At 44.6% G+C, this 15,720-nt stretch carries 12 protein-coding genes; all 12 read left to right on the plus strand.

What is annotated here, in order from left to right:
- Positions 1–148: 148 nt before the first annotated feature.
- The gene (locus tag AB4124_RS21165; RefSeq protein ID WP_441974199.1) at positions 149–1,189 is read left to right on the plus strand and encodes an ABC transporter substrate-binding protein; all 1,041 of its coding nucleotides are present in this window, start codon (positions 149–151) and stop codon (positions 1,187–1,189) included.
- Between the two features lie 61 nt (positions 1,190–1,250).
- Positions 1,251–2,171, plus strand: coding sequence for an ABC transporter permease (locus AB4124_RS21170; protein WP_430104948.1), 921 nt, complete (start codon positions 1,251–1,253; stop codon positions 2,169–2,171).
- Positions 2,171–2,965, plus strand: a complete 795-nt coding sequence (locus AB4124_RS21175) for an ABC transporter ATP-binding protein (protein ID WP_430104946.1) — start codon at positions 2,171–2,173, stop codon at positions 2,963–2,965. The genes AB4124_RS21170 and AB4124_RS21175 overlap by 1 nt, the downstream gene beginning before the upstream one ends.
- 321 nt (positions 2,966–3,286) lie before the next feature.
- Complete coding sequence (locus tag AB4124_RS21180) at positions 3,287–3,970, plus strand: response regulator transcription factor (RefSeq protein WP_441974200.1); 684 nt, start codon at positions 3,287–3,289, stop codon at positions 3,968–3,970.
- Positions 3,971–4,972, plus strand: coding sequence for a sensor histidine kinase (locus tag AB4124_RS21185; RefSeq protein ID WP_430104945.1), 1,002 nt, complete (start codon positions 3,971–3,973; stop codon positions 4,970–4,972). It abuts the gene before it with no gap.
- A 101-nt stretch (positions 4,973–5,073) separates the two neighbouring features.
- Entirely contained in the window at positions 5,074–6,012 is a 939-nt protein-coding gene (locus AB4124_RS21190; RefSeq protein ID WP_441974069.1) for a VanZ family protein, read from the plus strand.
- 24 nt (positions 6,013–6,036) lie between these two features.
- Entirely contained in the window at positions 6,037–6,720 is a 684-nt protein-coding gene (locus tag AB4124_RS21195; protein WP_430104942.1) for an ABC transporter ATP-binding protein, read from the plus strand.
- Positions 6,717–9,308 (plus strand): ABC transporter permease, encoded by a 2,592-nt coding sequence (locus AB4124_RS21200; RefSeq protein WP_441974070.1) that lies wholly within the window; start codon positions 6,717–6,719, stop codon positions 9,306–9,308. Before AB4124_RS21195 ends, AB4124_RS21200 begins: the two co-directional genes overlap by 4 nt.
- Positions 9,309–9,362: 54 nt before the next feature.
- On the plus strand, positions 9,363–10,796 hold the full coding sequence (locus tag AB4124_RS21205) for a VanZ family protein (protein WP_441974071.1): 1,434 nt from the start codon (positions 9,363–9,365) through the stop codon (positions 10,794–10,796).
- 291 nt (positions 10,797–11,087) lie between these two features.
- A complete protein-coding gene (locus tag AB4124_RS21210; protein ID WP_441974072.1) occupies positions 11,088–12,476 on the plus strand; it encodes a transcriptional regulator in 1,389 nt (462 codons plus the stop codon).
- Between the two features lie 312 nt (positions 12,477–12,788).
- Positions 12,789–14,168 (plus strand): transcriptional regulator, encoded by a 1,380-nt coding sequence (locus tag AB4124_RS21215; RefSeq protein WP_441974073.1) that lies wholly within the window; start codon positions 12,789–12,791, stop codon positions 14,166–14,168.
- Between the two features lie 167 nt (positions 14,169–14,335).
- Positions 14,336–15,565 (plus strand): CynX/NimT family MFS transporter, encoded by a 1,230-nt coding sequence (locus AB4124_RS21220; protein ID WP_441974074.1) that lies wholly within the window; start codon positions 14,336–14,338, stop codon positions 15,563–15,565.
- Positions 15,566–15,720 lie beyond the last annotated feature (155 nt).

Below are 15,720 nucleotides of genomic sequence, written 5' to 3' on the forward strand. Positions count from 1 at the left end.
GGTACATATAAAATGTTCATAATAGACCGTTGTTCAATAGGAACGACTTATTTTTTGACTTTAATGCTTTCGTCTGTGAAAGCGGGGAAGCGTTGTCGCTTTATGTAGAAAATTATTGAAGCGGTTAACAAATGAGAGGGGAATCATGATGAAGAGAAAAATGTGGTTATCACTTACACTCTCCGCACTGCTGGTTACAGCGGTAGGATGCGGGGACAAGCCGGAAGGCGGCGGTACGACTCAAACGGGAAGCGGCGGAGAAGCGGAGAAGAAATACTATAGCATCGCTATTTCGCAGATCGTAGAGCATCCATCCTTGGATGCAACGCGGGAAGGCATTTTGGCAGCTCTGAAGGACGCTGGAATCTCAGAGGAAGACAAAACGCTGAAAATTGATTACAACAATGCGCAAGGCGATCCGGCGAACAATTTGTCGATCGGACAGAAGTTGAAGGATACGAAATCGGATCTGGTGATCGCAATTGCAACGGATTCGGCACAGGCTGTGGCACAGAATGTGAAGGAGAAGCCGGTCTTGTTCGCAGCGGTGACAGATCCGCTCGATGCGAAGCTGGTCAGCGATTTGAAGAAACCAGGAGGCAACATCACCGGGGCATCTGATACGAACCCGGAAGCAACCAAAGAGTTGATGAATTTTGTAAGTACTCATTTTCCAAATGTTAAGAGAATTGGTTTGGTCTTAGATGAAGGAGAAGCGAATGCGGTTGTTATGGCCAAGACGGCTGAAGAGGTGCTTTCGGAGCACGGAATCGAGCTTGTGAAAGCTGCCGTTACTAATACTTCGGAAGTGAAGCAAGCAGCGGAATCGCTAGTCGGTAAAGTCGATGCCTTTTATATCACCCTAGATAATACTGTAGTAAGTGGGGTCGAGACAATTATTCAGACAGCACAAAAAAATAAAATACCGTTCTTCTCCAGCGACCGCGATACGGTGGAGAAGGGAGCTTTTGCAACGGTTGGATTCAAGTACTACGATCACGGATATCAAGTGGGGCAAATGGCAGTAGAGATCCTGAAGGACGGCAAGAATCCGGGGGACATGGAAATCACGAAGCCGGATAAGCTGGATCTGATCCTGAACACGAAAGTTGCGGCTGACTATGGTATTGAAGTGACCGACGCCATGAAACAGGAAGTCAAAGACCCGGACAACAACATCATCGAGTAACTGTAAGGCGCGGAGATAACAGCCCGCGCCTTACTTATTAATCCTTAAGGAGGTCAATGACATGCTGGATTTCGTGATGAGGCTGGATGGTCCGATTGAATTAGGGCTGCTGTATGCGCTGATGGCACTCGGCGTATATATTACGTTCCGAATTTTGGATTTTCCGGATTTAACAGTGGATGGAAGTTTTACGACAGGCGCAGCGATTGCAGCGATTCTGATCACAAACGGCGTAAATCCATGGCTTGCTACACTGGCAGCATTTGCCGGAGGTATGTTAGCCGGTATCTGTACAGGTTTGCTGCACACCAAGGGCAAGATCAACGGTTTGCTCTCGGGCATTATTATGATGATTGCCCTGTATTCGATCAATATGAGAATTATGGGCAAGCCTAACATCTCACTAAGCCAGGAAAAAATTATCTTCGGATCCATTGATCCGATCTATATTATGTTGGTAATCGTAATTATCGGCAAGCTGCTGCTGGATGCATTCTTCCGCACGGATCTTGGTCTTGCGCTGCGCGCGACAGGCGATAACAAGCGGATGATCCGCAGCTTTGGTGCCAACACGGACACCACAACCATTCTGGGACTCAGCATCTCGAACGGACTGGTGGCCTTATCCGGCGCAGTGGTTGCCCAGCAATCCAGTTTTGCGGACATCGGCTCCGGTATTGGAATGATTGTCATTGGTTTGGCATCCGTTATTATTGGCGAAGCCGTGCTTGGGACCGGTTCGGTATTCCGGACGACGCTGGCTGTAGTCTGCGGTTCGATTATCTATCGAATTGTCGTTGCTGCAGCGTATGAGATTCCATGGCTTGAAGCTTCAGATTTGAAATTGATCACCGCGATCATCGTCATTATCGCTCTCGTGGTTCCGACCATCAACCGGGCGATGAAGCAGCGTTCACAGGCACGGAGGCGCTCAACCGAACTGTTAGCTGCGCAAGGGAAGACCAAAGGAGGTGCGCTCTGATGCTGGAAATGAACCATGTGTCCAAGCTGTTTAATCCGGGAACGGTGGATGAGAAGATTGCCTTGATGGATGTTAATCTTCACTTGAATCCGGGGGATTTCGTAACGGTTATCGGAAGTAATGGTGCAGGCAAATCCACGCTGATGAATATCATTTCCGGGGTAATGAGACCGGATGCAGGCGAAGTGCGCATTGACGGCACTTCGATCGGCCATCTGCCGGAATTTCGTCGCAGTCGCTGGATCGGCCGGGTATTCCAGGATCCGATGGCGGGCACTGCGCCGCATATGACCATTGAAGAGAATCTCGCGATGGCATATCGTAGGGGCCAGTCCCGCAGGCTCAGCGTAGGCGTTACAGCCTCCAAGCGGGCGGGCTTCCGCAAGCACTTAGAGCGGCTTGGCATTGGACTCGAGGATCGGCTCCGAGCCAAAGTCGGGATGCTGTCGGGAGGGGAGCGTCAAGCACTAAGCTTGCTGATGGCGACCTTTACGCAGCCGCAAATCCTGCTGCTGGATGAGCATACGGCAGCGCTCGATCCGGCGCGTGCGGAGCTGATCACCCGAATAACCGATGACATCGTGCGCGACATGAAGCTTACCACGCTCATGGTCACGCATAACATGGAGCAAGCCATCCGTCTTGGCAATCGCCTCATTATGATGGATAAGGGACGCATCATTCTGGATGTAGACCAAGAGCGCAAGAAATCCCTGACGGTGGCGCAGCTGCTCGGGGAATTTGAGCAGATTAGCGGCCATAAGTTGTCGGACGATCGTTTAGTTCTTGGGTAAGCATCTTGCGTTGAGACGGGAAACATGATAATGAATATAACGCTAAGCCTTCAATCTTGACAGGCTTAGCGTTTTTCTATACGCTAATTTCTTCCTGCCAGTTAACTACTGAGGTCGCTTAATGATAGGACTGTTTTCAATTCCATCGCTTTTTGCATGGATTCCTGATAACGTGTTAATGTTGGGTGAGCCACATCTTTAATCCGGAAAAAGATCAAGAGTGTGCTTTAAAAATGCCTGACGACCGCTAGTCTTAAACTAGCGGACATTTGAATGTAGGAGGCTTATTCTTCCATGGTCGTTCGTAAAGAAGATCTACAGATGAAAATATTGTTAGTGGAAGATGATAAAACGATTGCGTCCGGGCTGGAGTATTCGCTGCAGCAAGATCGCTTTTCTACCGTTCTATGCCATGATGTCGTTTCTGCAAAAAAAGTGCTCGCTGAAGATATAGATCAATTCGCTTTATGCTTATTTGATTTATCGCTCCCGGATGGAAGCGGTTATGAATTATGCAAAATGGTGAAAGAGCAACGAGATATTCCGGTCATTTTCTTAACGGCGATCGACGATGAGGTCAATGTCGTGATGGGGCTTGACATGGGAGCGGATGATTATATTACAAAACCATTTCGTATTCGCGAGCTTCTCTCGCGGATCAAGTCCGTCTTGCGGAGATACCATAAGTCGTCTCAGACCCAAGGGATCATTAACATTGACCAGGTTCGTTTGAATACGCTGGAAGGAAAAGTATATAAAAACGGCGCCGAAATTTCATTGACCGCTCTGGAGTATCGCTTATTGTTGATTTTTGGTAACCATATTGGACAAGTTCTGTCAAGAAACCAGCTTTTGGAGCAGATTTGGAACGTGGCAGGCGACTTCGTGAACGACAATACGCTAACGGTATACATCAAAAGGCTAAGGGAAAAGCTGGAGGATGATCCGCAGCATCCCACGATGATCAAAACGGTACGCGGTTTAGGATATAAGGTCGGTGATTAAATGCTGCGAAATCGAGAGATTCAGATATTATTGTTGATCATGGGTTCCATCAGTTTAGTGGGGGGCGTTGCCGCTGCTTTCATTTCGTCTGTAGCTGCGGCGCTCGTTTTCATCATGTCTATATTACTTATTGGAAGCAGTCTGTTATTCACGAAATGGAGATACCGCGAACTTGAACAGCTGTCCGTCTATTTGCGTGAAATAAGCAGAGGCAATTATTCACTTGACGCTCGTGATAATCAAGAAGGCGAGCTTAGCATTTTAAAAAATGATATTTATAAAGTGACACTGATGCTATCAGAGCAGCGATCGCTTCTGCAGCGAGACAAAACGGGGCTGACGGATGCCATTTCCGATATCTCGCATCAGCTTAAAACGCCGCTTACCTCCATGACAGTGATGGCAGATTTGCTAAGCAAACCCGACCTGCCTCCAGCGAAAAGAACGGAGTTCACCCGCAATATCCGTATTCAGCTTGAACGAATCGATTGGCTTGTTTCTTCTTTGTTAAAGCTATCGAGAATCGAGGAAAAGACAATCCAGTTCAAAAGAGATCAAGTATTCGTTCATAAGCTTATACAAAAGGCATTAGAACCGATGTTGATTCCGATGGAAATCAAGGACCAAACGGTTTCCATCAAGGGCGATGACAGCGTCTCGTTTGTCGGTGATTTCAAATGGACGGCCGAAGCGATTATCAATATTTTGAAAAATGGCGTTGAGCACACGCATGAAGGCGGACTCATAGCCATTTCTTTTTCCGAAAATGCGCTATTTACGGAAATTATCATAGCTGATAACGGAAAAGGAATTCCAAAAGAAGATTTACCTTATATTTTCAAACGTTTTTATAAAGGGAAAAATGCGAGCGAGGGGAGCATCGGCATTGGTCTTGCGATGGCTTACAGCATTATTGCAAGTCAGAACGGAGTGATCGATGTGACGAGCAGCAGCGACAAGGGTACGCAGTTTCGGATTAAATTTTATAAGCACGTGATTTAGCGGCACTCCGTAAGTGACTGAATTGTCACCTTCATCGTCACTGAAAAGTCATTTTAGACAGATACAATGATATTCAACAGATGAACGATGGAGGTACGACCATGCATTTGAAACAACAACGTAAAATTATTTTTGCTATCACGATATTCTACACCCTGTTTATTCTTTATTTTTTGTTTTTCGCTTTCGGCAGAGTAGGTAAGGTAGATCAAATCTCCGAGTACACCTTTATGTTTTTACCTGACAGTTTTTTCAGGGTGCCAAGTCTATCAGATCTTCTACATCCTACATTGATGGATTTTGTGGGTTTCGGAAACATCGCAGCCTTTATCCCTTTTGGCATATTGATTCCGTTGTTATATCGGACTAGCTTTGTTCGCTTCATGACATTGTTCATCCTATCCATCCTTCTGCTGGAGACGACTCAGGCACTAACTTTCCTCGGCAGCTTCGACATGAACGACGTCATACAGAACTCAACGGGCGCAGCCATCGGGTTCGGGGCGTACAAACTTGGCTTTCGTACAAAAAACGACTGGAGAAATATTGCTGCTGCGGGTATTTCCAGCGTTGTTTTGATGCTCGGGGTGTGGGGGATCTTCGGGGTGGTTGATCAAGTGTTCACCAAAGAGATGGGCCCCTTTGTGGCGATAAACGAATGGAAGGACAGTAACGGCAATCCATCAACGGGAACGAAACCGAACCGTCTTAAGATAGGCGGTCAAGACGTGGAACCCCAATATAATATGTACAGCATTGAAGGCAAAAACAAGGAAACGTACAGGTACACGTTAGGCAATAAGAAGGAGGTGTACCTCTTTTTGAATTATGGAATTCCCGATCAGGAGGATTCCCGAGGCAGCATTAGGGTTACCGCCGATGGACATGAGTTACTGACTGTATCTGTAGAAGCCGGACGCCATGAGCCGGATATGAGCTCCATTTATCTCCCTCAGGTCAATGAGCTTACGATAACCATTGAGGGAAATGTAACCCTGTGGGATGTTGGATATAAAGAGATGGTATATAGCTGGAATTGAGCATGAAGGGAGGGAGATATGACAATGGAAATTTTAAAGATAGATCATCTGTCTAAAATATACGGCAAGGGCGAATCGGCGGTAAAGGCGCTTGACGATGTTTCCTTTTCGGTTCGAAAAGGTGAATTTGTCGCCATCATTGGCCCGTCAGGATCGGGGAAATCCACGCTGCTGCATATGCTGGGCGGTGTGGATCGGCCGACGAGCGGCAAAGTCCTCGTAGAGGATACGGACATGTATAACTTGGACGAAACGCAGCTGGCTATCTTCAGGCGCAGACAAATCGGCCTGATCTACCAGTTTTTCAATCTGATTCCCGTCTTGACGGTGGAAGAGAATATTACGCTCCCACTCTTGCTTGATAACCAAAAGGTAGATAAGAAGCAGGTGGATGGTCTCGTGAAGACTTTGAATCTGCAACATCGCTTAAACCATCTGCCTAATCAATTATCAGGCGGACAGCAGCAAAGGGTATCGATCGGCAGAGCACTCATTAGTAATCCTGCCATTATGCTGGCGGACGAGCCGACCGGGAATTTGGACAGCAAGAATAGCAGCGAGATCATCGACTTATTGCAAATGTTGAATAAAACCTATCACCAGACATTGATCGTGATCACGCATGACGAACGAATCGCTTTGCAAGCTGACAGAGTCATTTCGATTGAAGACGGAAGGATTGCCAAAGACGAGGTGATTCGCCCTTGAATATTGTCAATAAACTCACCGTCAGACATTTGCGGCAAAACAAGAGAAGAACGCTTGTAACCATCATAGGTGTCATCATGTCAGTTGCCATGGTGACGGCTGTTGCAACGCTTGGTTTTTCTTACTTGGATTTAATGAAAAGGCAAACCATCGCGGATGAAGGGGAATGGCATGTCCTATATCAAGATGTAAACAAGGAACAGCTTGCAGCGATAAAAAACGATGACGCAACCAAGACCCTTGCGATCACAAACGATCTTGGTTATGCCCCATTAGAAGGGGGACAAAATCCAAATAAGCCATATTGGTTCATCAAGGCTTATGATGCACAAGGTTTAGCGCAATTTCCGATTGAATTGAGCAAGGGGCGTCTGCCGCAAACCGACAAGGAAGTTGTGATTTCTGAAGCCGCTGCGACAAACGCCAAGGTGAAATATGAAATCGGGGATCGTCTCACTCTGCGCGTCGGCGAACGATTCGAGGTAGGGAACGATCAACCGCTGGGTCAAACGGAATCGCTGCGTATGGTAGATAACGAAAAGAACGAAACGCTGCAACATATAAAGACAAGGGATTACACGGTCGTAGGCTTCATCAAACCTCCCGTATGGGAATCGGCGTGGGCACCGGGGTATACGACCATTAGCTATGTCGATGAAAACATCATCGGGGCAAACGATCGAGTCAATGCGGCGGTAGTCTTGCAAAAAGTCAATCAGTCTTTGTTCGCTCATGCAGAAAACCTGGCAGAGAACAACCAGATCGAAAAGGTCCAATATCATCACGATTTGCTGCATTATTATGGCGTCTCCAAAAGCGAAGCCTCGTACAGCACGATGTTCTCCTTATCGGTGATTCTGATGGCGGTAATTATGATCGGCTCAGTTTCGCTGATCTATAATGCTTTTGCAATTTCCGTCTCGGAACGTTCCCGCCATTTAGGGATGCTTGCAAGCGTGGGGGCTACGAAAAGGCAGAAGAGAAATTCGGTGTTTTTTGAGGGTGTCATTATTGGCTTGATCAGCATTCCGGTTGGAATCCTATGCGGTCTTGCCGGGATCGGTATTACCTTTCAGTTCATTAACGCTATCATTCAAGGGGCTTTAGGAATTACTGAAAAGCTAACGGTGATCGTCACGCCATTATCGATTTTGATTGCCTGCGCTGTTTCCATGTTGACGATTTTCATTTCGACGTATCTCCCGGCCGTCAAAGCATCCCGGATTTCAGCCATGGATGCGATTCGTCAAACTACTGATGTGAAGCTTTCGGGCAAAAGCGTGGAAACGCCGAAATGGATTCGAAAGCTCTTCGGAATCGAAGCGGAGATCGGATTGAAGAACTTAAAAAGGAACAAGCGGAGATACCATGCCACCGTATTTTCGCTCGTGATCAGCATCGTTTTGTTTTTAACGGTATCATTTTTTACCGGTAATCTGAAACAATCCTTGGCCATGTCGCAGGAAGGCGTCAACTATGATATTGAACTATCTTACGGCAATGAAAAAAGAATAGACGATCGGTTGGTTCAGTCCATTGCATCCCTTTCGGATGTATCGGAATACAGCGTGATTCATGAGTTGTACAGGAACGCTTGGATCGAAGAAGCGTCCATCGCCGATGAATTGCAGGAGGCGGTCAAGAAGGATAAGAGTATCCTGAAGGACGGAAAATATCCTTACGATATTAAAATCAATGCATTAAACGATTCGAACCTGCGGGCTTATGCCAAAGCAGTCGGCGCAGATTACGAGTTACTGACGGATCCGGAACATCTCTCCGCCATCGTGATCGATACCATCGATTATAAAGATATGGACACGGGAAAATACGTCCAAACGAAGGCTATTCATGCGAATGTTGGGCAAAGTCTCGATTTGACTACGTTCGATGAGGAAACGGAAAAAGTGACGGATGTAAGTGAAGTGTACATTGCGGCGTTGACGGATCGATCTCCGATGGGGATGAACTCAATCGGAACAGGCGGGTTAAATATCGTCGTCTCGGAACGAGTCCTAAATCAACTGGCAGACGATAAGAGCGGGGAGTTCGTTCAAACCTTTCTCTATCTGAAAAGTGCGGACCCGCTGAAAACGCAGCAGGAAATCGAAGAAATGAAAGAGCCTAATCTGTATGTGTACAATGTGTACCAATCCAGAAAACAGGAAGAACAGATGATACTATTGATGTCCGTCTTTACTTATGGCTTTATCGTATTAATTTCAGTGATTTCGATTGCGAATATTTTTAATACGATCTCAACGAGCATCGCTCTTCGAAAGCGGGAATTTGCGATGCTGAAATCCGTTGGAATGACGCCAAAAGGTTTTGCGAAAATGATGAACTACGAAAGTGTTTTTTATGGGGCTAAATCACTGCTGTTCGGGCTTCCTATCAGCTTCGTCGTGATGTATTTGTTCTATATGGCCTTTGCGAACAAATTTAGTTACGGATTCGTCCTTCCCTGGATGAGTATTCTGTCTGTCATTGCCGCCGTATTTGTCATTGTCGGTTCTGCCATGCTATATTCCAGCGCGAAAGTAAAAAAGGAAGACATTATCGACGCGTTAAAGCAGGAGAGTATATAAAAGTGACCGGCTCTGAACCATCATTATAATAAAGTCATAAGGGGAGGCCTCGTCTTGGGGATCGATGCAATCTATACGAATCTACGTTTTTTAATGCTGCCGGTCATCGTAATTATCGGGATCGAATTCGTTCTAATCGGGTTATATTATTATCTTTATTATAGAAAACAACAATCAGAGGGAAAGCCACGGATTCAAATGAACAAGCTTTTTCTTGGCGCCTTGTTCATCGGATATGTTGTATTTGTACTTGAGCTAACGATGTTGGGCCGCGGCAATTCTCATTTCTTGCAGATGAATCTCCATCCATTCAGCGATTATGTTGAAGCATGGAACAAATATTCCTTACGTGATCTTCAGAACGGTATATTTAATATCATCATGTTTATCCCGATGGGAATATTGCTGCCCTTCATCAGCCGAAAATTTAAAGCATTCAAGTGGCTTCTTCTGGTCGTTGTAAGTTCTACGCTCTTTATTGAAACCTATCAGACGCTTTCAGGAGCAGGACTGTTTGAGCTTGCTGATATCTTGAACAACACGCTCGGTGGTATTTTTGGATATCAGTTATACAGACTTGCTGCTTCCATTGTTCATAACAAAAAAGTCAGAATGAAAAGTCTTCTGGGAAACCTGGTGATACCCCTACTAATGGGTTTGCTTTTTGTCGGCATGAATATCGTCTACATCCAGCAGGAGTTCGGAAACCTGGCCATAAACTCGTTTACCAAATGGAATATGAAAGATGTTCATGTAACAACATCCCTTCAGTTAAGCTCGGCACCTGCAGTGGCCCCCGTCTACAAGAAAATCACTCAGCCGGATGGAGTAGAGGCCCTGCTGCAGCAGAAGTTAGGATTATCTGAGTTGAAGGTTAAGGATTGGGATGGCGATCGTGAGGTTCTATTGGAAGATAAATCAGGAACACCATATACATTCTATCAATTCGAAGAGGGAAACTGGTCGTTAACCGAGAACAATGATACACCGGAGCGAACTTCATTCAATGACCAAGAACTGCTATCACAGAAGGCCAAAACCATAATGGCCGATCTTGGCCTACTCCCTCAAGACGCTGATTTTACAGCATTGGAGGACGGGGAATTTCAATGGTCCCTCCCGGATAAAGCGGGTCTACACGAGAGTTATTGGACTGGCGAACTGTTACTCGGTCTTAAACAAGATGGCAGTATCTATTCGATAAATAATGGGCTCCAAGAGAATCAATTTATGAAGGAAGTGGATATACTGTCTCCTGCAGAGGTGTATGATCGTATCAAAAATGGTGAATTTCCACAAATCAAAAGAAATGCAATATTAACGGATGATCAACTCGTTATTAAAAAGGGTGACCAACTGGATATAACAGGAATTGAGCTATCGTTCATATATGACACGAAAAACTTCTATCAGCCTGTATACACAGTATACGGTGTATTTAATGGGGATTCGAATTGGTTCACATTAATTCAGGCAAGAAGGAGCTAGGAGAGGATATTGTAAGTAAGGGCCCTGACTTGGTTGAAGTCAGGGCCCTTATTGTTGTCCAACAAAGCGCTTCCGAAAATTTCGGAGCGCTTTTTCTCATCGTAGTGATCAAACTGACGATATATAAATCATAAAGAAAAGTATTGGATTTGGCATTTTTAAATTGTATTGGTTATTTTTTGTAAAAAAATGACGTAAATAAGTATTGACCGCTGGAATATTAATCAATATGATTACTGTATAGAGAAATATACTAATATTTGGGTTCTGATCCTAGAGGGTGGTGTTAGCTTGGAAAGGACAGCCACGATTCGCGAACAAATGGAAGAGTTTCTACATAAGAACGAAATGACGATTAATCGGTTTGCTGAGATATCGGGGGTCAATAGCGGCACACTCAGCAACATCCTGAATGGCAACCGCCCGATTTCCATGCAGCAATTGGACCGGATTACGTTAGGTATGGGTCTGGAAGAGGGTTGTTTTTACGAGCTGTATATCGATGAATGCATATTTCATGCTACGCCGGATTGGCGTCGGCTAGGTCCGTTTCTTCACCGATGCGCGGAGCTGGGGAAGCTGGATTGTCTGGACAAGGCTGTCCGGATGACGATGGATAATATCTCTTATTCACCCTTACTCTTTGAAACGGCAGAGCTTTTTTTCAAAGAGGGAAAACATGAGGCGGCTGTTTTGATCTATAAAAGCGTGGCTGAGAGTGAACGATTTCAGCATTCGGAGCGATTGGCCCTTTGTCAGTATCGGTTGTTTGTATTAGAACTAACGGATGATCAGGATGCAAATTTGCAGGCAGCCGTTTATTTTGAGCCATACGTGGATCGGTTGGATGAGATGTATCAGTTGGATGCGCTAAGACAATTGATCAATATAAATTTATCACTTAATCGCTGGGATAAAGTTGAAGAATTAGCTGAAAAAATGGGTAGTAAAGCAAAAATTCAGTATCAGAGTGATGTGAAGCTATATGATTTAAAAGATCAAGATGTAAAACCGTTAATTTTTTATATTCTTTATGGACAACTAGTAAAAGCAAACGTTTGTCGTGAAAAAGGTAACTACGAGACGGGGTTGTACTATGTTTCTTTATATACAAATCCTGATTGGATTAATGAACCGACTGAAGATGAACTTCGATTCATCGAACAATTCAAAGAATGGGGAAAAGCCAACAAGTATCTATACCAGCTTATGGCTGGGCAGGTTGAGATTCTACCTGAGTACGTTGACTATATTTCCACAAGAGAGAATGAAATTTTCCCTGCACTATGTAATATAATGATTGCTGCCAACCGTCATCAATTGAATGTAGATCATATTTTGGAACGTTTTGAGAAGTATTTAGTATATAAGGATCAATCAAGTAATATTGGGACGATAAGTCGACAAATTAATGCAGAAAGGCATGCTCGACTTTTGTCTGAATTGGGAATATATCATTTGAATTCAGGGAATTACCACAACGGATTACATTTCATATTGGAAAGTTTAGACTATTCTATTATAATTAATAGCAGTCGAGGTATGCTGAGATGCATGGGATTATTTGAGCAATTTCGCGATTTTTCATCATTTGAAGCTCAGAAACGATATAAAATTCTAGTTAGCGAGGTGCAAAATTTAAATGAAAAGAAAATTGGCTTGTCTACTAGCTACTTTTAGTATTGTAATGTTACTGTTTGTACCAGGTATTTCGAATAATGCTGATCTTAATGATTTAACATATCGAGCTACTCATGATCATGGTATAGGAAGTTAGTACCAATCATACAATATCATAAGATATATATGAAGAAGATGGTTCCAGAAAACAATGGGCTATCTTCTTTTTATTACTTTGCGTTCTCGTATTGTTATAAATTATTTGATTTCTTGAATTTTTATCCACTATTGACTCAACGAATGTAAAATAATAGCATGTAATTAATTATTTACTATACTAATATTTGGTTTTCCATCTGGGGGTGTTGTTACTTGGAGACGACAGCCACGATTCGCAGAGAAATAGGAGGATATTTGCAGACTCATCGTATGACGATTAACCGATTTGCCAGGATATCGGGCATCAACAGTGGGACACTTAGTAATATTCTGAATGGTAATCGTCCCATGTCCATGTACCAATTAGACCGGATTACCGAAGGAATGGGCCTGGAAGAGGGGCATTTCTATGAGCTTTACATAACGGAAAGCATTTTTCATACGACTCCGGATTGGCGAAGGCTAGGACCTTTTCTGGGGCGTTGTGCGGAATTGGATAAATTGGACTGTCTGCATAAAGCTGCACGAATGACGATGGAAAACATTAACTACGCACCGATGCTTTTTGATATGGCAGAGGCCTTATTCAACAAGGAGAAGCGTGAAGCGGCAGCTTTGTTATACGAATGTGTTGCTGAGTGTGAAAAATTGCAGTATTCCGAACGGTTAGCACTTTGTCAGTATCGATTATTTTTAATAAGATTAGGGGAGAATCAAGAAGAAAATTTACAAGCCGCTGTATACTTTGAGCTTTATATTGATAGGTTAGATGAGATCTATCAATTGGATGCGTTTGTTAAGCTTATTAATCTGAATATATCTTTGCAGCGTATGGACAAAATCGAAGCTCTGGCCAAAAGAATGGAACATCAAGCCAGAATTCATTATCAGCAAAATAGAAACTGGTTTGAGGGGAGTGAAAATCCAAGAAAACCGCTTATATTTTATATTCTATATTCCTATTTAATTCAGGCATATTTATATCAAGAACGAGGAGATTACGATAATGCTTTCCACTACGTATCATTGTATGATAAACCAGATTGGGTAATAAATCCGAGTCAAGAGGAAGCTCTGATTTTGGATCAGTTCAGCGAATGGGCTGAGGCTAATCGATATATGTATTGTTTAATGAGTGGACAACCAGGTGCTCTGAATCAGTATGTAGGTTATGTTGAATCAAAAAAAGATGAAATATTTCTAGCTCTATGCAATATCATGGTCGCAGCCAATCGTTACCAACTTCATGTTGATGCAATTTTAGAACGCTTTAAAGAGCATTTGCATTATAGATCGCAGCAAAATCAACTTGGAAAGGTTAGCGATCAGGTCACATTAAACCGATACACTCGCCTCCTTGCCGAACTAGGGATATACTATTTAAATGCTAAACAGTATGATTGGGGGTTATCCTATATCTTGGACAGCCTCGAGTACTCGATCAGAATCAAAAGTGATAATGGGATGCTGCGGTGTATGGGAATCTTCGAGCAGTTCCGTCAATGCGCATCCGAGGAAATACAGAAACGGTATAATGAATTCATTCGTGATGTCCAAAAATTATCCGTGTATGCTTGGAGCCCGCTTGTGTAGGGCTCTATCTGTGCGTCTACAGGCTAATGTACAACGCTGGATAGGCGACACAATAGCCCTAAAAGCTGCCATGATAGCTTCCCGAGGCTATGGCCTAATACCCGGGTTTGTGATAAACTCGGATAAGTTTATTTTTACATATCGCATGAAAGTAAGGAGTCCATGTCATGACATCAAGAACATTAATAGATCAAAACACAAATTCCGCAGGGCGCACATGGATGATTTTTGCAGGTATCATCCTTATTGCTATTAACTTGAGAGCGGCGATTACTTCGGTGGGTCCGCTGATCGGGATCATTCGAGAGGATATAGGAATTTCGAGTACATTGGCGGGCATGCTGACGACGCTGCCGCTGTTGGCTTTTGCTCTATTATCGCCGATGGCACCGGCCATGGCCAAAAAATGGGGACTGGAGAATACCCTTTTGCTGAGTATGGTGGTGCTGACATTCGGAATCGGCATACGCTCAATATCATCACCGTATACACTGTTAATAGGTACCGCATTTCTTGGAATGGCCATAGCCGTAGGGAACGTGCTGCTTCCAAGTCTGGTCAAGCGGGATTTCCCGCGGCATATCGGATTGATGACGGGCACGTACTCTGCCTCGATGAACCTGCTCGCCGCGATCGCATCGGGGATTAGCATTCCGCTGGCTACCCAAGCAGGGCTTGGTTGGCAAGGGTCCCTGCTCATTTGGGGTTCATTGTCCGTTTTAGCTCTGATCATGTGGATCATCCAGCGCCGCAGTTCCGGAAAAACAGCTGAGGTCAGTTCGACTTCTACCAAACAACAGAGTGTGCTGAGGTCACCGCTTGCTTGGTACATTACTTTATTTATGGGACTTCAATCGTTTACGTTCTACGTGAACGTCTCATGGCTGCCCGAGATTCTGAGAAGCCAAGGCATGGATTATAGTGCTGCGGGATGGATGCTCTCGATCCTCCAATTTGTCAGCTTGCCATTTTCTTTCATTATTCCTGTTCTGGCTGGCCGGAATCCCAATCAGCGTATGCTGGTGACGATATCTGCATTATCCATGCTGACCGGATATGCAGGCTTATTTTCCGGCATGACTTCATTGAATCTGCTATGGGTGATGCTGGTAGGTATTTCAGGCGGGGCCAATTTCAGTTTATCCCTGATGTTCTTCACCCTTCGTACCAAAACGGCTCAAGAAGCTGCCGCGTTATCCGGAATGGCTCAGTCGCTGGGTTATTTATTGGCTGCCGTCGGTCCGATGCTGATCGGGTTCCTGCATGATGCGACAGGAGGGTGGAAGGTGCCCCTGGCGGTTTTGTCTGCCATTGTTGTGGTGCTGTTCATCTTCGGTTTTGGTGCAGCGAAACCAGGTTATCTCTCCGTACCGAACGAGGCGAAGCCTGAGGCTTAATACCGATAGAGGTCATCATGACAACGATGAATACCTGTGAGTAAATAGGGCTTGCTGAAAGCGGAAGCGCGGAATCCACCACTGCTGTCGTTCAGGAAGCTCTTCAATTCCTGGGAGGTTGGGGATTCCTTCCAACGTTCCCCATCTGTAATAAA

This window comes from Paenibacillus sp. 2KB_20 (genome assembly GCF_052115765.1).
Taxonomy (GTDB): Bacteria; Bacillota; Bacilli; order Paenibacillales; family Paenibacillaceae; genus Paenibacillus_AQ.